Source organism: Novosphingobium sp. NPDC080210 (assembly GCF_050281025.1).
Taxonomy (GTDB): Bacteria; Pseudomonadota; Alphaproteobacteria; order Sphingomonadales; family Sphingomonadaceae; genus Novosphingobium.
Genome location: NZ_JBNNWL010000004.1, coordinates 205,833 through 223,451 on the forward strand (window position 1 = coordinate 205,833; position 17,619 = coordinate 223,451).

Consider the following 17,619-nt stretch of genomic DNA (forward strand, 5'->3'; position numbering starts at 1 on the left):
GAACCAGATTTGACGCGCTACACCCTCAGATCGGCGCCCGAAGCATCTCGACTTCTTGCCGATGCGCCGATTTCTACCCTTGTTGATTTTCTGCAGGCCGATTACTTCGACGAGGTTTTTGGCGGCAAGATGACATTGAATGTCTTGGCTGACGCTGATGAAAATGCATGCCAAGTTGAAGTGAGTGGGCGTCTACAGCAACTGGCTGCTGACCGACTGCAACATATCGAAGCGCAAGCTCGCCGTGTCACTGCAATCGCTCAGCCTAACGCAGACCTCCTGCTCAGGAAATTGGTCGAGGCAAATCCGAGCAAAACGTTGAGGGACTTCCCATCGCAACGGGACGAAATCGCACGCAGTCTATGGTGTTATGTCAACGCCCCTCTTCTCTTCGCCAATGCGGAGAGGGCCGTGCAGATGCATCACTATCGCGATTTCAAGAAGCTCTACGAAGCCTATGAACTCGAAAATCCCGTGCCCATCACGGCTGACCGTATTGATGGTCAGAAGCTGGGCGAAGAGATAGCAGCGAAGTTGCATCTGGATGATGTCTGCCAAGTCGATGCGGTCGACCTACCGACTGCGGACGGGGGTGCGCAGGCCATCATGATCGTCATCACTTCTGCTGGAGCATTTTCCAGCCAGAAGGCAGTTCAAGGGCGCAAGCTGACGACGCTGTACTACCGTCCCCCGAACGAAGCGGTGCTTGTTTACACCCCAGTAAACGGCACCATTGAGTCTTGCACACCAGATCCTCTCGTGCGCCGCCAAATGGCTCAGATTTTCGCTGGGGTTTCCCTCGGCCAAGACGTTTCGCATAAACCGCTGACCTGGAAAACATACGATCTGGGTCGTTTTCGGAAGTCGCTCAAACTCCCGATCCCAGTCGGGATGGGTGACCGGGTTCAAAAGGTCTGCTTGACCGAGGTCCAGGTTACCCTTGCAACATGGAAGCAGCGGCTTTCGCTCAAGGTTACAGCGGACGACGATATCGAGGAAATGGCTCGAAAGGCTCTGGGCTCGGTACACAATCTTTCTCTCGGCGGGATGCTTGGACGGGTCGAATTCTATGTGAAGTTCACGCCGCCTGGCGCGACAAAGCCTAAGACGCTGTCCTTCACAATTTCCGGCCGCAATCGCTGTAGCCTGCAGAGCGAGCGGGATCCTGAGAAACGGGCCCTTGGCTTCAAGCTGCTTGAAGAGTGGGGAATTCTCACACGGCTTCGCAACATGACGGTGGACGAGCAAGTCGATGCGCTGCCATTTTTGCTAATGATCTACGACTTGCCGGAGAAAGAATTTTCAGGCGCATTGATCGTTGATTACCGCCAGGACGCAAAACAACTCGAGACAAGCGGGTATATCGTCAGGCGCAGCCCTGAAGGGATTGTCCTCTTCCAGGACGACGAACTGGGTCTGCATGAAGCCGCCATTGCACCTTCGGGCGTCCAAGGTCAGGCAACTATGCAGCCAGCCCAGGATGTCGATGGGGCTCGCGTCTCGTCGGAGGATATCTCCAGGTTCAGCCCTCAGTTGGATTTTATTCGCCAGACAATCGAAGGTTCGCTGTCCGCGCTCGTGCGTCATGGGAAAACCCAAGTTCTGAATGACCATCTTGCTCACTTGGGAGACATTGAAATCGGCGGTCAGAGGGTTCCCGCCTACCTTGCGCGGGGGCTTGCGGACGACAAGGTCCTTGAAAAAGTGGACCGCGAGATTCGAGGGCAAAACGCGTCCACAAGGGGCATTATCTTCGCCCCAGTCTGCGCGCGGCTTCCATTTCTGGGGGCACATGTTGTGCTCTCAATCGCCGAGCTTCTGCCAGATGTTGGCGGCGGTGTAATCGATGTCTCTGTGATCGAAACTCGCTACACTGCCGGGCTGGCAGGGGCTGCGGCTGGCGCCATGGTAGAACTCATCAAATCGGGCGACGGAGGCGCCACCCTCTACATTCCCGGCAAACATCCGTGGCCAGTCGTCGGCGAAAAACGGGTGAAGATCATTGAAAAGCTGCTTCGTTGCCATTTGGCAGATCAGCCGATCAAGACTGGGGACCTGTTCAAAGACACGGGGTCAGGTCACTTCAGTCAGGCCTTCAGCGACGATTGGCCAACCATGAAGGACACGATTGTCTGTTCTCCGCGGCATGGGCTTTGGCAGATTTGCACGCACAAAACGCACGAACTCAATTCTAACTCAGTTTCGGACTCTGACGAACTCTGATTCGTGACGTCATTGGGTGTGCTCCCTGAAACGAGGAGCACCCCGATGACGACTCCCTACCACTCCCATCGCGCGGCCACTCAGAGCCGCCACACCGGAACTTCCACTTCTCCCACTGAACGCGAATGGCGCTGCACCAGTTGCGCCAAGCTGCTCGGCGTTTGCCGTGAAGGCCAGATGCACCTGCGCTTTGCAAGGGGCCACGAATATCTCGTCGGCTTCCCGGTGGTTTCTACCTGCCGCGGTTGCGGGTCGCTGAACAAAGTGACCGGTCCCGCGCTGCGCTGACGCGCAACGAACTCTCCCAAATCCCAAAAACGCAGAGGCGCGCGACGCCCTGACCTGGCCGGAACGAGGCGCTGGACGCCCGGCCGCAAGGCAGGCGTCCAATGTCCTTCACGTGGCACGATTTCCACGAGAATCTCATGCATTCTACTTCCACCCTCAACTTCCAGCGCGGCTTCGCCTCTGTGCGTGCCAGCCACCGCACGTTGACCAGTTTTGCGGACCCGGCGGCATTGCTGGACCACCTGCATCGCGGCGATGTGCCCTCGGACAGGACCAACGCCATCCTGACGGGGCTGATCGAGAGCGCGAAATCGAACGATCGCGCCGGCGACTGCGCGCTCACCCTCATGCTGCTAGCGCTGTGGCCGGGGCTCGACGGTGTATTCCGCCGGTCGCGCGGCCGCCGCCTCGGACATGGCGACGAAATTGCCTCTGAGATCCTCGCACGGGCTACCCAGTCAATCCGTGAATTGGACCTCGATCGCGTAAATTGGGTTGCAGCGACCATCCTCAAGAACGTCGAACGCGACGTACTTCGTGCGCACAAGCGGGAGACCAGCCGTCAACTCGTGCAGGACGAGTTCGACCCTGATCTGCACGGCGGCATCGCTGACTTCGTTGATCCCGACCTGTCGCCGGAACGGCTGCTGGCGGAGCTGACCAGCCTCATCGGCGTGGATGCCGAACTTGTCCTGCACGTGGTGATCGATGGCTTCACGCAAGGAGAGGCCGGCAAGGAAATCGGCCTGTCAGAACCTGCTGCCCGCAAGCGGTTCCAGCGCGCCCTGAAGCGTCTTCGGGAACACGCCGAAGAAAAATCCTGAACCCATTGTCCCGCCCGGTGCGCCTGGTTGGCCTTTCAACTTTGGACGCACCGAGCGTCTTTCAAAACAAGGAAGTCCCAGTTGATGAGCGATACGACTGCCATCCCGACTGAGCCTCTGAAGCGGATCCCTGGCCTTTTTCGTCGCTGGGAGTTGCCGGAAATCTTCGAGGTCCAGCGCCGGTATCACATCGAAGAAGCCGGCAACCACGCCGACGGCACGCCGCTGTTGGCCGTCTACTCCAGCGAGCCTGAGGTCGATGCCCAGGCCAGCGATTTCCGCGAATGAAAGGTCTCGCCATGTTGTTCCCGAACCCGATCGCGCGTCTGCGCAAAGCCCACTACACCCTTGAAGACCTGCCCGATGCAGTCACCTTTCCGAAGCACCCGGCACGCGTAAGCGATGATCCGCTGCCGCTCGAAAACGCAACCGTCGACGACATTGCCTTTGCCATTGTCGCTGCCGACCAGGAAAGCATCGCTGCTTCCAACCGCGCCTCGGCCCTGAAGCGCCTTTACAAGATGGCCCGCGAAGCCGGCGCCATCGGTATCGATCCGGCCGTGAAGTCGGCCCTCAAGGGGAGTGCGAGCTGATGGCTATCTCGCTTGCCTCCCTGCAGACGTCGAGCACGCTGCGTCCGCCCCGTATCCTTATGCATGGCGTTCACGGCGTCGGTAAGACGACGTTCGCTGCCGGTGCCGATGCTCCGGTCGTGATCATGACCGAGGACGGTCTTGGCATGCTGAAGGTGCCGCATTTCCCGCTCGCCACCAGCTATGCTGATGTCGTTGATGCGCTCGACGCCCTGCTGAGCGAAGAGCACACCTATAGCACGGTCGTTATTGACAGTGTCGACTGGCTTGAACCGCTGGTCTGGGCTGAGACCTGCCGCCGCAACGGCTGGGCCTCGATCGAAGCCCCGGGCTTCGGCAAGGGCTATGCTGAGGCGCTGACGGTCTGGCGCGAATATCTCGATCGCCTGAATGCTCTGCGTGATCGCCGCGGCATGGCCGTGGTCCAGATCGCGCATACCGACATCAAGCGTTTCGATAGCCCAGAGCACGAGCCCTACGACCGCTACGTCATCAAGCTCCAGGCCCGCGCTGCGGCCCTGCTGCAAGAGCACTGCGATGTCGTGCTTTTTGCCAACTACCGCATGTCCATCACGAAGGCGGACGTTGGCTTTAACAAGAAGGTAGCTCGGGCACTCGGCTCCGGTGAGCGCGTCCTGCACACCGCCGAACGTCCGGCCTTCCTTGCCAAGAACCGCTACGGCCTGCCCGACACGCTTCCGCTCGACTGGAAGGCCTTCGTCGCGGCCATGCCTCAGCCCGAACAGTCCTGATCCGGAGTATTTTCCATGGCACGTTTTGATACCGCCTTCGATGCGACCGGCATCGAACCCACCACCGGCTACGATGTTCTTCCCGCCGGCAAGTACCGCGCCCAGATCGTCGAGAGCGAAATGCGCGTCACCCGCAACGGCATGGGCCAGTTCCTCTGGCTGATGCTCGACATCATCGAGGGCCAGTACCAGGGCCGTAAGCTGTTCGACCAGCTCAACCTTGTGAACTCGAACCCCCAGACGGTTGAGATTGCTCAGCGCACGCTGTCGGCCATCTGCCACGCCACCGGCAAGCTCCAGGTCAACGACAGCGTCGATCTGCACCTAGTGCCGATGACAATCCAGGTCGGCGTGAAGCCACCCAAGGACGGCTATTCGGAGAAAAACACCATCCGTTACCTCGTCCCGGAAAAGGCTCCGGTAGCACCTGCCTATCAGGCCGCGCCCGTCGCCTCGCAGCCTCCGGCCGCTCCGGCTGCTGCCCCCTGGAACCGTAACGGCTGACCCCTGCAGGCCGCTGCGGGAAATCGCGGCGGCCTCAGCCAAGACAAAGAGACTGACCATGACTGAACCGCTCAACGCGGCCCCTGCGGCCGCGGACACCCCCGGCTTGCCTGAAAAACAGCGTCGCCTGATCGAACTCGACGACGCCATCGCCAAGATCCGCACCCAGATCGCAACCGCCGATCTGACCCGCCAGACGCAGGGGAAACCCATTGACCCCGTCTGGTTCAATCGCGCCCGCACCGCGCAGCGCCACCTCTACCGCGAACGGGCTGAACTGCTTGCCGATGGCAGCGGCTGGCACCGCCGCAACAAGGTCAAGGACGCGCTGATCGACATCCTGCGCGCCCGCCATGATCCCGAACTCTGGGCTGATCTGGTCGCAGAAGCGCGGGCCCGCAGCGAAGCGGAGGATCTGTAATGGCAGAACTTCCCACCCCGCCGACGCCCACCCTGGCGGCAATCTATGCCGCATACGAAAACCGCCAAGGTGACGGCTTTCGTGAGCATCTTGGTGCTTCGCTGATCGGCAAGTCCTGCGGCCGCGCGCTGTGGTTCGATTTCCGCTGGGTCACGCCTTCGCGCTTTTCGGGCCGCATGCTTCGCCTGTTCGAAACCGGGCAGCGCGAAGAAGACCGGATCGTCGCCAACCTGCGATCGACCGGTGCCACGGTGCTGGAAGTCGATCCCGAAACCGGCCGCCAGTTCCGGGTCGAGGCCCATGGCGGACACTTCGGTGGCTCGCTTGATGGCGTCGCCCTTGGCCTGCGGGAGGCACCGAAGACCTGGCACGTCGTCGAGTTCAAGACCCATTCGATCAAGAGCTTTGCCGACCTAGTTGCCAAGGGCGTCGAGAAATCGAAGCCCCAGCACGCGGCCCAGATGCAGATCTACATGCACCTGACCGGGCTGACCCGGGCCATGTACGTCGCGGTCTGCAAGGACACAGACGCGCTCCATATTGAGCGGATCGAGGCCGATCCTGAAGCTGCGACCCGGCTGCTCGACAAGGCCAAACGCACCATCGAGGCCCAGCATCCACCAGCACGGATCAGCGATGATCCGACCTGGTTCGAGTGCCGCATGTGCTCGCACCATGCTGCCTGCCACGCCGGAGAAGCGGCCGCGGTGAACTGCCGGACCTGCCTGCATTCCACGCCCGTAGACGGCGGTTGGCACTGTGCTCGCCATGATCGCAGGCTTGATGCCCAGGACCAGCGCCGCGCCTGCGCCCGCCATCTCTTCATCCCTGATCTCGTCCCCGGAACCGTCACCGACGCCGGCGAGGATTTCGTCGCCTATCGCATGGCCGACGGCTCCGACTGGCTGAACGACGCCCGCCAGAAGGAGGACGCAAATGCTTAAGCTCCGCCCCTATCAGCAGTCGGCGATCGCCGCGATCTACAGCTATTTTGAAGACAAGCACGGCAACCCCCTGGTGGTCATCCCGACCGCTGGCGGAAAAAGTCTGGTCATGGCCTCGTTCATCGACGGGGTGCTCAAGGCTTGGCCCGACCAGCGTATTCTGGTCGTGACCCATGTCCGCGAGCTTATCGCTCAAAATCATGCCGAGATGCTGGGCCTGTGGCCGCAAGCCCCTGCCGGGATCTACTCAGCTGGCCTCGGCCGCCGTGATGCCGAAGCGCGCATCCTGTTTGCCGGGATCCAGTCAATCCACCGCCGGCCTGCGGAAATCGGCCACTGCGATCTGATCCTGATCGACGAAGCCCACCTGATCCCGGGCAAAGCCAGCACGATGTACCGCAAATTCCTTGATGCGATGAAGGGGATCAATCCGAAGCTGAAGGTAATCGGGCTGACAGCCACGCCATATCGCCTCGATTCCGGAATGCTCCACGAAGGCGAAAACGCGCTGTTCACAGACATCGCATACGAGGTGTCGGTCCGGGATCTGATCATGGCAGGCTACCTCAGTCCGCTGATGTCCAAGCAACCGCAGACCAAGCTTGATGTGACCGGTGTCGGCTCGCGTGGGGGCGAGTTTATCGCTCGTGATCTTGAGAAGGCGGTCGACCAGGACGCAATCACCAAGGCTGCAGTCGGTGAGATTATCGCCTACGGTAAGGACCGGAAGTCGTGGCTGGCCTTCTGCTCGGGCGTCAGTCACGCGACCCACGTTGCCGAGGAATTTCGCCGCTGCGGGATCAGCTGCGCCACGATCTTCGGCGATACCCCAAAGGACGAGCGCGACCGCATCATTGCAGAGTTCAAGGCCGGCAAGATCCGCGCGCTGGCATCGATGGGAGTGCTGACCACCGGCTTCAACGCCCCCGCAGTGGACCTGATCGCCATGCTGCGTCCGACCAAGTCGGCAGGGCTTTACGTCCAGATGGCTGGGCGCGGCACACGGCTGGCGCAAGGCAAGGACAACTGCCTCGTCTTGGACTTCGCCGGCAACGTGAAATGTCACGGTCCGATCGACCTCGTCAAGCCGAAGCGGCCAGGTTCGGGCGATGGTGATGCGCCGGTCAAGCTCTGCCCCGAGTGCGACAGCATCGTGGCCGCTGCAGCGCTGGAATGTCCGGATTGCGGTTACGTTTTCCCGGCCCGCAAGGTGAAACTGGCGCCAACGGCATCGACACTTGCCGTGCTTTCGTCAGGCAAGCCCAAGCGTCCGGAATGGCTGCAGGTCTCCAACGTCACCTACCAGCGCCATGAAAAGCCGGGCGGACGCCCTTCGCTTAAGGTCACCTATCAGTGCGGCCTTGGTTGGCACCACGAGTGGATCTGTCTCGAGCATACCGGCTACCCCCGCACCAAAGCCGAGGCATGGTGGCGTGAACGGGCGCCGGGCATTCCGGTGCCACGCTCGGTCTATGCGGCTCTGCAGCTAGTCCACCGTCTGCGCCGCCCCAGCCACATCGCTGTGCGCCCGTCAGGCAACTACACCGAAATCACTAGGGCAAGGTTCGACACATGCCATACGCCAACCCCGGGCTCTGCTCGGTCTGCAATCGCGAACCCCGCGGCTTCGGCTGGTTCGTCCCGCACTACCGGGTCTCCGATCCCCGCCGGGACGAAAGCCGGAAGTATCTTTGCAGCCGTGTCTGCCAGGAACTCTGTCACCGGAGGCAGGGCATGATCAACACCAGCCGCAATGAACAGGCCGCCATGGTGCGCGGCGGGCAAGCCGGTGGGCGCTATCTCGAACAGATCGGTAAAACCGACCTTGTGGTGCTGACCGACGCGGAGTGGTCCGCCTTCGTCGAGCATCTGATCACCGGGTACTGCGACCACCTTCGCGAGCTTGTTGCTGACCTGTCGGAGTGCCCCTTCTGATGAGCACGTCCTACATGGCGCGCCATGGCTCGCGCCTTCTGGCCAACGGCTATACGATCCTGCCGATCGCGCCCGGCGGCAAGAAGCCGGGCCGATACCAGCGCGGTGCGTGGGTCGATTACCCCGAATGGAACCGCCACGCGGAGCGGCCAACGACCGAGGTCGAGGTTGCGACATGGTCCGGCTGGCCGGATTGCGGCATCGGTATTGTCGGCGGCGGCGTGGCTGCCGTCGATATCGACATCCTGTCGGATCCGGACCTGGCGTTCCGAATTGAGCAGCTGGCACGCGCCCGGCTTGGCGACACCCCGGCGCTGCGCATCGGCAGGGCGCCGAAACGCCTTCTGGTCTACCGCACCAGCTCCCCGTTCCGCGGCATTCGCCGGGCTCCGCTGGAGGTCTTGTGTCTGGGCCAGCAGTTCGTCGCTTACGCCGACCACCCGGATACCGGCCAGCCCTATGCATGGCCCGAGGAAGGCCTGTCCGAACTCGATCTGGACAGCTTGCCAATCATCGATGCGGACATGGCCGCGGCTTTCATGGAAGAGGCGCTGGCTCTGGTCCCGACTGAACTGCGACCATCCAGTCTGACCTCGGTTTCTGCCTGCGCCCCGGCGGCTCCGGCGCACGCACAGGCCGGGACAAAAGACGCGATCGCTGCCGCGCTCCAGCATCTGCCCAACAGCGATCTCGATTACGACAGCTGGGTGCGGATCGGCATGGCGATCAAGGGCGCGCTTGGGGAGGATGGAAAGGACCTGTTCACGGCGTGGTCTGACCAGGCCGCCAAGAACGTTGAGACCACAACCGATAAGGCCTGGGCCAGCTTCCGCCCGGACCGCATTGGCGCTGGGTCCATCTACCACCTCGCCATGGAGCGCGGCTGGAAGCCAGATCCCGGCATGGTTCTCGACGGCAGCCAGCCCAATGATGAAAACCACCCGGCTTCAGGCCTGCTGGCCCGGCTCGATGTGACGGCAGATACCGATGCAGAGACTGCGCCCGCAAGCTTCAACCTCACGATCCCGGGTGGGCTGGTCGGCAAGCTGACCGATTACATGCTGTCGACCGCTCGTCGCCCCCAGCCGCTGTTGTCGCTTGGCGCCAGCCTTTGCGCGATCGGCGCGCTTATGGGGCGGCTTTACCGCACGGAGAGCAACCTGCGCTCGAACCTCTATGTGGTCGGGATCGCGGACAGCGGATCGGGCAAGAACCATTCGCGCGAGATCATCAACGAGGTGCTGTTCGAGGCTGGCCTCGCGAACCATCTCGGCGGCAACAAGATCGCGTCCGGCGCCGGGCTGCTGACCGCCTTGCACCGTCAGCCGGCGATCCTGTTCCAGATCGACGAGTTCGGCATGTTCCTGTCGGCAGCGGCAGACCGCAAACGCAGCCCGCGCCATATTACCGAAATCCTCGACAATATGACCGAGCTCTACACCTCGGCCGGCGGGATCTTCCTGGGTGCGGAATACGCCAATCGTGACGGTACCAATGAGCGACGCGACATCGTCCAGCCTTGCCTATGCGTCTACGGCACGACGACCCCCATGCATTTCTGGGGCGCTCTGCAAGGGGCCAATGTGGTGGACGGCTCACTCGCCCGCTTCTTGATCCTGCCTAGTGACGAGGACTATCCCGACGAAAACGTCGCCGTCGGGCTTCGCACCCCGCCACCAGACCTGATCGTGGGCCTCCAGCTGCTGGCGTCAGGCCCCGGACAGCAGCGCGGCAATCTGGCGGGCGCCACCTCTGGCCCGCAGACCGCCGTCGTGCTGACCACGGTGCCGATGTCCGATGAGGCTCGCGATCGCTTCAAGGCGCTGAGCGAGGAGCTTACGGGCGAATTGCGGGCGGCTGCGGGCACGGCCTTTACAGCCATCCTTGCGCGCATCGGTGAGATCGCCCTGAAGCTCGCGCTGATCGTGGCGGTGGGCAAAGATCCGGTGTCTCCCGTCATCACGATCGATGACGCGGACTGGGCCATCGCTTTCGTGCGTCACTATGCGCAGCGGGCAATGGAGGCAGTGGAGCGCCATGTCGCTGATACCGAGACCGAGGCCCACCTGAAACGGCTGCGTGAAATCATCCGTGCAGCCGGCGCCAAGGGCATCACCAAGTCTGAACTGACGCGCGGCTCCCAGTGGCTCAAATCCCGGGACCGCGACGATATCATCCAGACGCTGATCGAGAGTGGTGATGTGACGACGGGTATGCGCAGTTCGGCCACCAGGCAGGCCATGGTCTACCGACTGGCGCGCTGGTCGGGCAATTGGCGGGACGCGAGTGGCAAAACGGTCGAGCCGCAACGTGCTGGACCTGGATGACCCCTTCCATCGAAGGGTGGTCCTTCAAGGAGGTGAAATTCGTCACAAGCAGGATTTTTAGGCATATCGCAATGAATATAAACGATAAATCTGAACAACCGAGAATGTTCAATCTTTCAAGGGGAGCTTTATATATCCCCTCGTGTACGCGCGCGTCTAAAAGGTAGAGAGGTATACCCCTAAAAAAATAATAATAATTGAAAGATTATATATTACCTCGGCTACTCAGGGGGTTGGCGGCTCCGATGTTTCAATCGGACCGCATGAAACCTCATAAAGATTTCGGGTGGAGAAGTCCGCCCCAATGACGACCTGACCAGACCCGCTTCGGGTTCGGGCGAGCTGCCAGCCTTCACCGGCCCACTGCCTCGCCCCGACCGCCCCACACGAAGAGGAGGTCGTCATGACCCTGCCTGAATTGCAGGCCGTTGCCTGCCCCAATCCAGCTCAAGCCAATGTTGGCGAAATCGTCCGTCGCGGAGCCATTCTTGCCCTCGACCTCGGCACCAGCGCCGGGTGGGCGCTTCGGTCGCCTGATGGCCACATCAGCACCGGGACAGTGTCACTGAAGCACACCCGCTATGACGGCGGTGGCATGCGCTACCTGCGCTTTCGGCGCTGGCTCGAGCAGCTCGATATCGATGCCGGCCCGATCGAGGCGATCTACTTCGAAGAGGTCCGTCGTCACGTCGGCACCGATGCAGCGCACGTCTATGGCGGCCTGCTGGGGATGCTGACCTCGTGGTGCGAAGAGCATCTGGTCGCCTACCAGGGCGTACCCGTCGGCACGATCAAGCGGTTCATTGCCGGCAAGGGCAATGCCGACAAGGCGGCTGTCATCGCGGCCGTTCAAGCCAAGGGATTCGCTCCCGCCGACGATAACGAGGCCGATGCCATCGCCATCCTGCTCTGGGCCATCGAGACCCGCGGAGGTGTCCGGTGAGCGCGGTCGGTTTCCTGAAGCGCGTGGCGCAGGTGCTTGAAGAGCGTGGCGCTGCCTACGGCGATCCCAAAGCTCAGATGGAGGCCATTGCCCAGCGCTGGTCGATCACCCTCGGCACGCCCGTGACGGCACAGCAGGTCGCTCTGTGCATGATCGACCTGAAGCTGGCGCGGCTCGCCCACGATCCGGGCTATGCCGATGGCCCGATCGATGTGATCGGCTATGCGGCGCTCATCCCGGAGATCATCCGTGGCTCACGGTCGTAAGCGCAAGGCGGGCCGCCGCCACCCATGCGGCAAGCTGGTCCAGCCGGGCAAGGCTGAGACCCTGCGCGAAGTGACCGCGACCGTGCTTGAGGCACGCCAACGCCAGTATGGTGTGAGCGCGCGGCAGGCAAAGGACGAGCGCCTCGGCTCCGCAATCGGGCGGCTGGCATTCGCTGGCAAGATCACCCCGGAGCAGCTGGCAGCAGCGGAGCTCTATGGTGATCTCATGGCCCGCAACCGGGCGGTCATGGGGCTGCCGCCACTCCACCCGCATTCAGCGGGAGGTCTGCTGCTGGATGAAGGGATCTTCGGGCGCAGCGTCACGGAATACGACCCGGACTACGTAGCCAAGATCCGCAAGAGGGCAGCGGCCACGATCCTGATGCTCCGGGCTGCCGACAGCGATGCCGTGGCTGCGACGGGCCGGCGCCCGAGTGTCCTGGTTCATGCTGTGGTTTGCTACGAGGCCGACGCTTCGGCTTGGGGCGATGCTGACATTCGGAATCTGGGGCACGGGCTCGAAGCGCTGGTTTCCCTGTTCGGGATCAACGCTTCTTGCAAGATTTAGTGGTTTGCACTAAATTGATGCTCATGGAACGCGCAATCAGTGCCAGCGACGCCAATCAGCACTTCTCGGAGATGCTCCGCGATGTGCAGGAAGGCGAGAGTTATGTGGTCATGTCCCGGGGACGTCCTGTCGCCCGGGTCGTGCCCATCGACCGTGACCGTCAGCGCCGTTCAGTCGGCGCGCTGCTGGAGTTCGTCCAAAAGCTTCCCCACCGTCATGCCGGTGCCTGGACCCGCGACGACCTCTACAGCTGATGTTCCGCATCGCGCTCGATACCAACGTCCTCGCCTATCTTGCAGGCGTGGACCGTTCGCCGCAGGACGGCGCGAAGATCGATGCAACGCGCGATCTGATCGCCCGGCTCAACGATCAGGCAACGCTGATCGCACCAGTGCAGGCGCTGGGTGAACTGTTCGTGGTGCTCTCCCGCGCCGGTGTCAGTGCTGACGAGGCGCGCACCATCCTGCTCGAATACAGCCAGTCGCTTGAGACGGCGGACAGCAGCACGGTGACCATGGCGTCGGCTCTCGACCTCGTTGTCGACCACCGCCTGCAATACTGGGATGCGCTGATCCTGTCGGCATCCGCCGAGGCAGGCGCGACGCTCGTGCTGAGCGAGGACATGCAGGACGGATTTGTCTGGCGGGGTCTGACCGTCGTGAACCCTTATGCGGCCAACATGCACCGTAAGCTGGTGGCGGTGATCCAACCCGCCAAATAACGGAATGGTTCGACGCCAGTCTCTCCCGCCTATCATCTGAATAACAACCTGTTACTAAAAGATAAAAGATCAATTTTGCATTGACGAGGGCATTGCTCTCATGTAGATGTTTCCGAAATGTAGAGATGCGAGTTGCGCCCGGGGCCGAGAGGCTTTCCGGGCGTTTCTCGTTGCAGGCGTTGCGCGATGGCTGAACGACTTCGGGGACGCCAGGGCGTTGCGCAGCGTCTGCGCCGATTAAGGGCTGAGCCACTCTGTCGCGATTGCGCCTCCTTCGGGATTGTCCGCGAGGCGACCGTACCTGATCACATCGTGCCGCTGGCCCATGGCGGATTGGACGAGGACAGCAACATCCGCTGCCTGTGTGCCGAGTGCCATGCGAAGCGGACTGCCGAACAATTCGGCAAACGCAAGACCGTCACCGTGGGCCCCGACGGATGGCCGATCGGCTGATCCTAGTTCCCGCGCATAACGCGGGACCAACTCTGAGACAGACAGGGAGGCCGCCATGGCGCAACTCGCTTCGGCGGGCCCGGTCCCTTTGTGTCAGATCTGTTCGCAGCCAATCGCAAGACGGATCCGCAAGTCGCGGGACAGTGGACGGTGCTGCTCTCGGGCCTGTGGGTTTGAGATGATGCGGCGTGAGCGCTCTGCCTCACGAGCGGACAGGCTGGCTCGCCTTGCCGAAATCAGGAAGGCCAGGCGCCAACGCAAGTGCATTGAATGCGGCGGAGTGTTCGAAGCGCAGGCAAGTGCGAAATTTTGCTCCCACCAGTGCTCGGCGCGCAGCAAAGCCGCACAAAAGGCAGAACGTGCCTGTCAGGAGTGCGGAAGCAAGTTCCTGCCGGCGTACGGAGACAAGCGGCGCAACTTCTGTTCGGAATTTTGCGCCAATCGCCATTTCAAACGCGTCACCAAGGGCGTTGCCCGCGCGAAATCCTATGGTGCGCAGTCCGAAGCGATCAATCCTATTGCGGTCATGGAGCGCGACGGATGGACCTGCCACATCTGCGGCGAGGACGCACCTCGGGAACTGCGTGGTACAATGCGCTGGAACGCTCCTGAACTTGATCATATCATCCCGTTGTCTGCTGGCGGGTCGCATACTTACGACAACGTCGCCTGCGCCCACCGCTCCTGCAATCTGGACAAGGGAGATGCGCTGCCGCCCGGATGGGCCGAACCCCAGCGCGTCTGGGTGCACCGAGGTTCGGGGGGGATCGCATAGTTTGGCACCTGCCAGGCGGACACCGCGCCTGGGCCAAAATTCACGCAACCGCGAGTTAGCGACCGGGGGTCAGAAACCGGAAAGTCTCAGAATTCGGTCTATTTGAGTTGCTATCGTCTCCGAACAGAGCGGTAGTCGCTTCACGAACACGGAGCGATGCAGATGACGACCCCGACCCTTCCGACCGCCAACGAAGCCTGGGGCTTTTATGGGACCGCCAGCGGCTTTGCGGATGCGACTAAAGCATGGGCGATTGCCTTCCCGGCAGTCCTTGCGGCAACCGAAGGCACGGCCGAGGGAGTTCGGGATTTTCTTGATAGCCGCCATGGCCGCCACTTCGCTGATGACGTGCATAACGGGGTTCACGCCGGTCTCGACCTGAGGGCAGCGATCGAAGCGGTGATCACCCGCTGGATGGGTTGGACCATCAACAGGGAGACTAGCCGCGAGATCGCGATGCCCAAGGGGCTGCCCTACCTAAAGGGCTTCGTGCTCTATTTCAGCCTGCAGGCGCAGGCGGCATGACCAGCAAGATCCGCCTTGCGATCCGCACGCTACCCGAAAACTTCGATCGCAGCCGGATCGTCACGGTGATCGAAACGATCGAACAGGAACTTTACGATGGCGGTGTTTACGCCAGCGCGACCGCCGATAGCTTCACCATCGAGATCACGGTCCGGACCGATCAGCTGCTCGACACTGCCAAGGTGCTCACTGAGCTAGAACTGATCTGACGCTCGGGCGATAGCCCGGGGTTCCACCTGATCCGACAATCTGACCAAGCGCCGCGAGCCATAAGGCTACCGCGGCCGAAACCGCTTCAAGGACATCTATGGTTCAGGACTGGCCGGCCCAGAGCAGCGAGCTCTGGCCGATAGAGAAGATCACGCCCTATGCGCGCAACTCCCGCACGCACTCGGATGAGCAGGTCGCCCAGATCGCGGCCTCAATCCGCGAATGGGGCTGGACCAATCCGATCCTCGTCGATGAAGATGGCGGCCTGATCGCTGGTCATGGCCGTCTGCTTGCTGCGCGAAAGCTGGGCTTGACCCAGATCCCGACCATGGTCGCCAAGGGCTGGAGTGAAGCCCAGAAGAAGGCCTACGTCATCGCGGATAACAAGCTGGCGCTGAACGCTGGATGGGACCTCGAACTGCTCGCGGTTGAACTTGGCGATTTGCAGGGCTTCGACTTCGATCTGCTGCTGACTGGGTTCTCGGATGACGAGCTGTCGAAGCTGCTGGCCGAGAAAACGGAAGGCAATACCGATCCCGACGAGATCCCGGAGGCGCCGATCAACCCCATCGCTAAGCCTGGCGACGTCTGGCTGCTCGGTAAGCACCGGCTGGTCTGCGGCGACAGCACCGATGCTGACACCGTCGCAAAGGCGCTTAACGGCGTCTCGCCCCACCTGATGGTGACCGATCCGCCCTACGGCGTTGAATACGACCCGGCCTGGCGTGAGAAGGCTGGCGTCGCCGCTTCCGGCACCGCCAAGGGCAAGGTGCTGAACGACGACAAGGCTGACTGGCGCGAGGCCTGGGCATTGTTCCCGGGCGACGTTGCCTATGTCTGGCATGCAGGCCTGTTCGCCGGTGTTGTGGGCGAAAGCCTCGCCGCCTGCGATCTTCATCTGCGCTCCCAGATCATCTGGGACAAGGGCCAGTTGGTCCTCTCGCGCGGCGATTATCATTGGGAGCACGAGCCCTGCTGGTATGCTGTGAAAAAGGGCGCAAAGGGTCACTGGGCCGGCGACCGCAAGCAGACGACCGTCTGGCATATCGCCAAGCCCAAGAAGAACGAGACGGGTCACGGAACGCAAAAGCCGGTCGAGTGCATGAAGCGCCCGATCGAGAACAACTCCAGCCCAGGCCAAGCGGTCTATGAGCCTTTCTCTGGTTCGGGCACCACTATCATCGCCGGCGAGATGACCGGCCGCGCAGTGCATGCCATCGAGCTTAACCCCGCTTACATCGATGTCGCCGTTAAGCGCTGGCAAGATTTTACCGGCAAGACTGCTACCCTCGAAGGCGATGGCCGGACCTTCAATGAAATAGCTGGGATCGTCAGCAGCGATGACCCCGCCAGTACCGATCCCATCTCAGAGCCCAGCCACCCCTGACCATCGCGCAAGAGATATCGCCAGATTTCGGCGACACGCACCAAGCCGCAGTTCGTGCCCCACCGGCACCGCCTTCAGAGCGGCACTCCATTGCCGGACCGCTTACCAGAATATGCCCTTCACGCGACACGCCAACCGGGCGGCCGATCAGCCTGACCAGCGCATCTCGAGCTTCTTCCGCTGAGGCACGCGGGCATGGCTGATTGGATCTGCAGCTACCGTCGCTTTCACGCGCAGCGATGCCGGACAGGCGGATACGCGGACCTTCGGCGCACCAGACCGGCCCATCGCCGTCCCAGACCCGGGTCGGCGTGCAAGTAAACGTCGTCCCTTGCGGTGCAATCACTGCGGCAACGGCCATGATCAGAAATTCAAATATCGTCTTGTCCTCGGATTTGGGAGGCTTGGAACCGGTCAGGCGCGAGACATAGAGGAAGGCGCTCGGCCATGAAACCCGGAACGAAACCCAAGCCGACCCATCTGAAGCTGGTCACGGGTAATCCAGGCAAGAGGACACTGAACCGCAAGGAGGCCAAGACCAAGGCAGCGATCCCGGCGCCGCCGGCCCATCTCACCGCCGATGCGGTCGAGGAATGGAGCCGGGTAGCAACCGAGCTCTTCAACCTTGGGATCCTCTCCGAGATCGACCGAGCGGCGCTAGCCGCCTACGCAATGGCCTATGGCCGCTGGGTCCAGGCTGAACGCGCCATCGCGAAGATGGCCGAGAAGGACCAGCTGACCGGCGGTCTCATGATCAAGACATCGAACGGCAACGCGATCCAGAATCCTCTGGTGGGGACCGCCAACAAGGCGGCGGCGGACATGATGCGCTACGCCGCAGAATTCGGGATGACGCCCAGTGCCAGGAGCAGGATCTCGGCCGAGCCGCCGCAAGAAAGCGGCGACCCCGCCGACCGGTTTTTCGCCTGACCGCACGCTGGCTTATGCCGAGGCCGTGGT

Annotated in this window: 24 protein-coding genes; 23 read left to right on the plus strand and 1 reads right to left on the minus strand. The window is 61.9% G+C overall.

The features are described 5' to 3' along the window. The first annotated feature begins 9 nt into the window (after positions 1 to 9). The 22 genes from ACQKOE_RS12730 to ACQKOE_RS12835 all read left to right on the plus strand — a co-directional run bounded on the left by ACQKOE_RS12730 (position 10) and on the right by ACQKOE_RS12835 (position 16,659). Positions 10 to 2,223: a hypothetical protein gene (locus ACQKOE_RS12730; protein ID WP_427513113.1), complete on the plus strand. Its 2,214-nt coding sequence runs from the start codon at positions 10 to 12 to the stop codon at positions 2,221 to 2,223. A gap of 45 nt (positions 2,224 to 2,268) precedes the next feature. Further along, positions 2,269 to 2,511, plus strand: coding sequence for a hypothetical protein (locus ACQKOE_RS12735; RefSeq protein WP_427513114.1), 243 nt, complete (start codon positions 2,269 to 2,271; stop codon positions 2,509 to 2,511). 101 nt (positions 2,512 to 2,612) lie between these two features. Next, positions 2,613 to 3,335 (plus strand): RNA polymerase sigma factor, encoded by a 723-nt coding sequence (locus tag ACQKOE_RS12740; RefSeq protein ID WP_427513115.1) that lies wholly within the window; start codon positions 2,613 to 2,615, stop codon positions 3,333 to 3,335. An 84-nt stretch (positions 3,336 to 3,419) separates the two neighbouring features. Continuing rightward, on the plus strand, positions 3,420 to 3,623 hold the full coding sequence (locus ACQKOE_RS12745) for a hypothetical protein (protein WP_427513116.1): 204 nt from the start codon (positions 3,420 to 3,422) through the stop codon (positions 3,621 to 3,623). An 11-nt stretch (positions 3,624 to 3,634) separates the two neighbouring features. Then, positions 3,635 to 3,928: a hypothetical protein gene (locus tag ACQKOE_RS12750; RefSeq protein WP_427513117.1), complete on the plus strand. Its 294-nt coding sequence runs from the start codon at positions 3,635 to 3,637 to the stop codon at positions 3,926 to 3,928. Further along, complete coding sequence (locus ACQKOE_RS12755; RefSeq protein WP_427513118.1) at positions 3,928 to 4,680, plus strand: ATP-binding protein; 753 nt, start codon at positions 3,928 to 3,930, stop codon at positions 4,678 to 4,680. The genes ACQKOE_RS12750 and ACQKOE_RS12755 overlap by 1 nt, the downstream gene beginning before the upstream one ends. Positions 4,681 to 4,695: 15 nt before the next feature. Beyond that, on the plus strand, positions 4,696 to 5,184 hold the full coding sequence (locus ACQKOE_RS12760) for a DUF669 domain-containing protein (RefSeq protein ID WP_427513119.1): 489 nt from the start codon (positions 4,696 to 4,698) through the stop codon (positions 5,182 to 5,184). A gap of 58 nt (positions 5,185 to 5,242) precedes the next feature. Further along, positions 5,243 to 5,605, plus strand: coding sequence for a hypothetical protein (locus ACQKOE_RS12765; protein WP_427513120.1), 363 nt, complete (start codon positions 5,243 to 5,245; stop codon positions 5,603 to 5,605). Then, positions 5,605 to 6,549: a hypothetical protein gene (locus tag ACQKOE_RS12770; RefSeq protein ID WP_427513121.1), complete on the plus strand. Its 945-nt coding sequence runs from the start codon at positions 5,605 to 5,607 to the stop codon at positions 6,547 to 6,549. Before ACQKOE_RS12765 ends, ACQKOE_RS12770 begins: the two co-directional genes overlap by 1 nt. Continuing rightward, entirely contained in the window at positions 6,542 to 8,287 is a 1,746-nt protein-coding gene (locus tag ACQKOE_RS12775) for a DEAD/DEAH box helicase (RefSeq protein WP_427513122.1), read from the plus strand. The genes ACQKOE_RS12770 and ACQKOE_RS12775 overlap by 8 nt, the downstream gene beginning before the upstream one ends. Beyond that, a complete protein-coding gene (locus tag ACQKOE_RS12780) occupies positions 8,284 to 8,484 on the plus strand; it encodes a DUF6511 domain-containing protein (protein ID WP_427513123.1) in 201 nt (66 codons plus the stop codon). The genes ACQKOE_RS12775 and ACQKOE_RS12780 overlap by 4 nt, the downstream gene beginning before the upstream one ends. Next, positions 8,484 to 10,811 carry a PriCT-2 domain-containing protein gene (locus ACQKOE_RS12785; RefSeq protein ID WP_427513124.1) on the plus strand — a complete coding sequence of 776 codons (2,328 nt, stop codon included), beginning with the start codon at positions 8,484 to 8,486 and terminating at the stop codon, positions 10,809 to 10,811. The genes ACQKOE_RS12780 and ACQKOE_RS12785 overlap by 1 nt, the downstream gene beginning before the upstream one ends. A gap of 403 nt (positions 10,812 to 11,214) precedes the next feature. Beyond that, positions 11,215 to 11,754: a crossover junction endodeoxyribonuclease RuvC gene (locus ACQKOE_RS12790; RefSeq protein WP_427513125.1), complete on the plus strand. Its 540-nt coding sequence runs from the start codon at positions 11,215 to 11,217 to the stop codon at positions 11,752 to 11,754. Continuing rightward, positions 11,751 to 12,020, plus strand: a complete 270-nt coding sequence (locus ACQKOE_RS12795) for a DUF6378 domain-containing protein (protein WP_427513126.1) — start codon at positions 11,751 to 11,753, stop codon at positions 12,018 to 12,020. Before ACQKOE_RS12790 ends, ACQKOE_RS12795 begins: the two co-directional genes overlap by 4 nt. Then, a complete protein-coding gene (locus tag ACQKOE_RS12800; RefSeq protein ID WP_427513127.1) occupies positions 12,004 to 12,588 on the plus strand; it encodes a hypothetical protein in 585 nt (194 codons plus the stop codon). The genes ACQKOE_RS12795 and ACQKOE_RS12800 overlap by 17 nt, the downstream gene beginning before the upstream one ends. Positions 12,589 to 12,611: 23 nt before the next feature. Next, positions 12,612 to 12,842: a type II toxin-antitoxin system Phd/YefM family antitoxin gene (locus ACQKOE_RS12805; RefSeq protein WP_307750756.1), complete on the plus strand. Its 231-nt coding sequence runs from the start codon at positions 12,612 to 12,614 to the stop codon at positions 12,840 to 12,842. Next, positions 12,842 to 13,309 carry a PIN domain-containing protein gene (locus ACQKOE_RS12810; RefSeq protein ID WP_427513128.1) on the plus strand — a complete coding sequence of 156 codons (468 nt, stop codon included), beginning with the start codon at positions 12,842 to 12,844 and terminating at the stop codon, positions 13,307 to 13,309. Before ACQKOE_RS12805 ends, ACQKOE_RS12810 begins: the two co-directional genes overlap by 1 nt. Positions 13,310 to 13,495: 186 nt before the next feature. Further along, positions 13,496 to 13,762, plus strand: a complete 267-nt coding sequence (locus ACQKOE_RS12815; protein ID WP_427513129.1) for an HNH endonuclease — start codon at positions 13,496 to 13,498, stop codon at positions 13,760 to 13,762. Between the two features lie 280 nt (positions 13,763 to 14,042). Continuing rightward, positions 14,043 to 14,537, plus strand: coding sequence for an HNH endonuclease (locus ACQKOE_RS12820; protein ID WP_427513130.1), 495 nt, complete (start codon positions 14,043 to 14,045; stop codon positions 14,535 to 14,537). Positions 14,538 to 14,699: 162 nt separating this feature from the next. After that, the gene (locus ACQKOE_RS12825; RefSeq protein WP_427513131.1) at positions 14,700 to 15,062 is read left to right on the plus strand and encodes a hypothetical protein; all 363 of its coding nucleotides are present in this window, start codon (positions 14,700 to 14,702) and stop codon (positions 15,060 to 15,062) included. Continuing rightward, positions 15,059 to 15,271, plus strand: a complete 213-nt coding sequence (locus ACQKOE_RS12830; protein ID WP_427513132.1) for a hypothetical protein — start codon at positions 15,059 to 15,061, stop codon at positions 15,269 to 15,271. The genes ACQKOE_RS12825 and ACQKOE_RS12830 overlap by 4 nt, the downstream gene beginning before the upstream one ends. A gap of 98 nt (positions 15,272 to 15,369) precedes the next feature. After that, entirely contained in the window at positions 15,370 to 16,659 is a 1,290-nt protein-coding gene (locus ACQKOE_RS12835) for a site-specific DNA-methyltransferase (RefSeq protein WP_427513133.1), read from the plus strand. On the opposite strand, the gene ACQKOE_RS12840 is transcribed toward ACQKOE_RS12835, so the two are convergent. Next, entirely contained in the window at positions 16,604 to 17,020 is a 417-nt protein-coding gene (locus ACQKOE_RS12840; protein WP_427513134.1) for a thermonuclease family protein, read from the minus strand. The two genes, ACQKOE_RS12835 and ACQKOE_RS12840, sit on opposite strands and share 56 nt — an antisense overlap. 86 nt (positions 17,021 to 17,106) lie before the next feature. Here ACQKOE_RS12840 and ACQKOE_RS12845 point away from each other — a divergent pair, with 86 nt between their 5' ends. Continuing rightward, on the plus strand, positions 17,107 to 17,589 hold the full coding sequence (locus tag ACQKOE_RS12845) for a phage terminase small subunit P27 family (protein ID WP_427513135.1): 483 nt from the start codon (positions 17,107 to 17,109) through the stop codon (positions 17,587 to 17,589). The last annotated feature ends 30 nt before the right edge of the window (positions 17,590 to 17,619 follow it).

Coding starts and splice junctions, on each gene's coding strand:
- ACQKOE_RS12810 (WP_427513128.1), top strand. CDS start 12,842: ATGTTCCGCATCGCGCTCGATACCAACGTCCTCGCCTATCTTGCAGGC.
- ACQKOE_RS12775 (WP_427513122.1), top strand. CDS start 6,542: ATGCTTAAGCTCCGCCCCTATCAGCAGTCGGCGATCGCCGCGATCTAC.
- ACQKOE_RS12740 (WP_427513115.1), top strand. CDS start 2,613: ATGTCCTTCACGTGGCACGATTTCCACGAGAATCTCATGCATTCTACT.
- ACQKOE_RS12835 (WP_427513133.1), top strand. CDS start 15,370: ATGGTTCAGGACTGGCCGGCCCAGAGCAGCGAGCTCTGGCCGATAGAG.
- ACQKOE_RS12840 (WP_427513134.1), bottom strand. CDS start 17,020: ATGGCCGTTGCCGCAGTGATTGCACCGCAAGGGACGACGTTTACTTGC.
- ACQKOE_RS12805 (WP_307750756.1), top strand. CDS start 12,612: ATGGAACGCGCAATCAGTGCCAGCGACGCCAATCAGCACTTCTCGGAG.
- ACQKOE_RS12745 (WP_427513116.1), top strand. CDS start 3,420: ATGAGCGATACGACTGCCATCCCGACTGAGCCTCTGAAGCGGATCCCT.
- ACQKOE_RS12760 (WP_427513119.1), top strand. CDS start 4,696: ATGGCACGTTTTGATACCGCCTTCGATGCGACCGGCATCGAACCCACC.
- ACQKOE_RS12750 (WP_427513117.1), top strand. CDS start 3,635: ATGTTGTTCCCGAACCCGATCGCGCGTCTGCGCAAAGCCCACTACACC.
- ACQKOE_RS12755 (WP_427513118.1), top strand. CDS start 3,928: ATGGCTATCTCGCTTGCCTCCCTGCAGACGTCGAGCACGCTGCGTCCG.
- ACQKOE_RS12735 (WP_427513114.1), top strand. CDS start 2,269: ATGACGACTCCCTACCACTCCCATCGCGCGGCCACTCAGAGCCGCCAC.
- ACQKOE_RS12790 (WP_427513125.1), top strand. CDS start 11,215: ATGACCCTGCCTGAATTGCAGGCCGTTGCCTGCCCCAATCCAGCTCAA.
- ACQKOE_RS12780 (WP_427513123.1), top strand. CDS start 8,284: ATGATCAACACCAGCCGCAATGAACAGGCCGCCATGGTGCGCGGCGGG.
- ACQKOE_RS12785 (WP_427513124.1), top strand. CDS start 8,484: ATGAGCACGTCCTACATGGCGCGCCATGGCTCGCGCCTTCTGGCCAAC.
- ACQKOE_RS12770 (WP_427513121.1), top strand. CDS start 5,605: ATGGCAGAACTTCCCACCCCGCCGACGCCCACCCTGGCGGCAATCTAT.
- ACQKOE_RS12830 (WP_427513132.1), top strand. CDS start 15,059: ATGACCAGCAAGATCCGCCTTGCGATCCGCACGCTACCCGAAAACTTC.
- ACQKOE_RS12765 (WP_427513120.1), top strand. CDS start 5,243: ATGACTGAACCGCTCAACGCGGCCCCTGCGGCCGCGGACACCCCCGGC.
- ACQKOE_RS12845 (WP_427513135.1), top strand. CDS start 17,107: ATGAAACCCGGAACGAAACCCAAGCCGACCCATCTGAAGCTGGTCACG.
- ACQKOE_RS12815 (WP_427513129.1), top strand. CDS start 13,496: ATGGCTGAACGACTTCGGGGACGCCAGGGCGTTGCGCAGCGTCTGCGC.
- ACQKOE_RS12825 (WP_427513131.1), top strand. CDS start 14,700: ATGACGACCCCGACCCTTCCGACCGCCAACGAAGCCTGGGGCTTTTAT.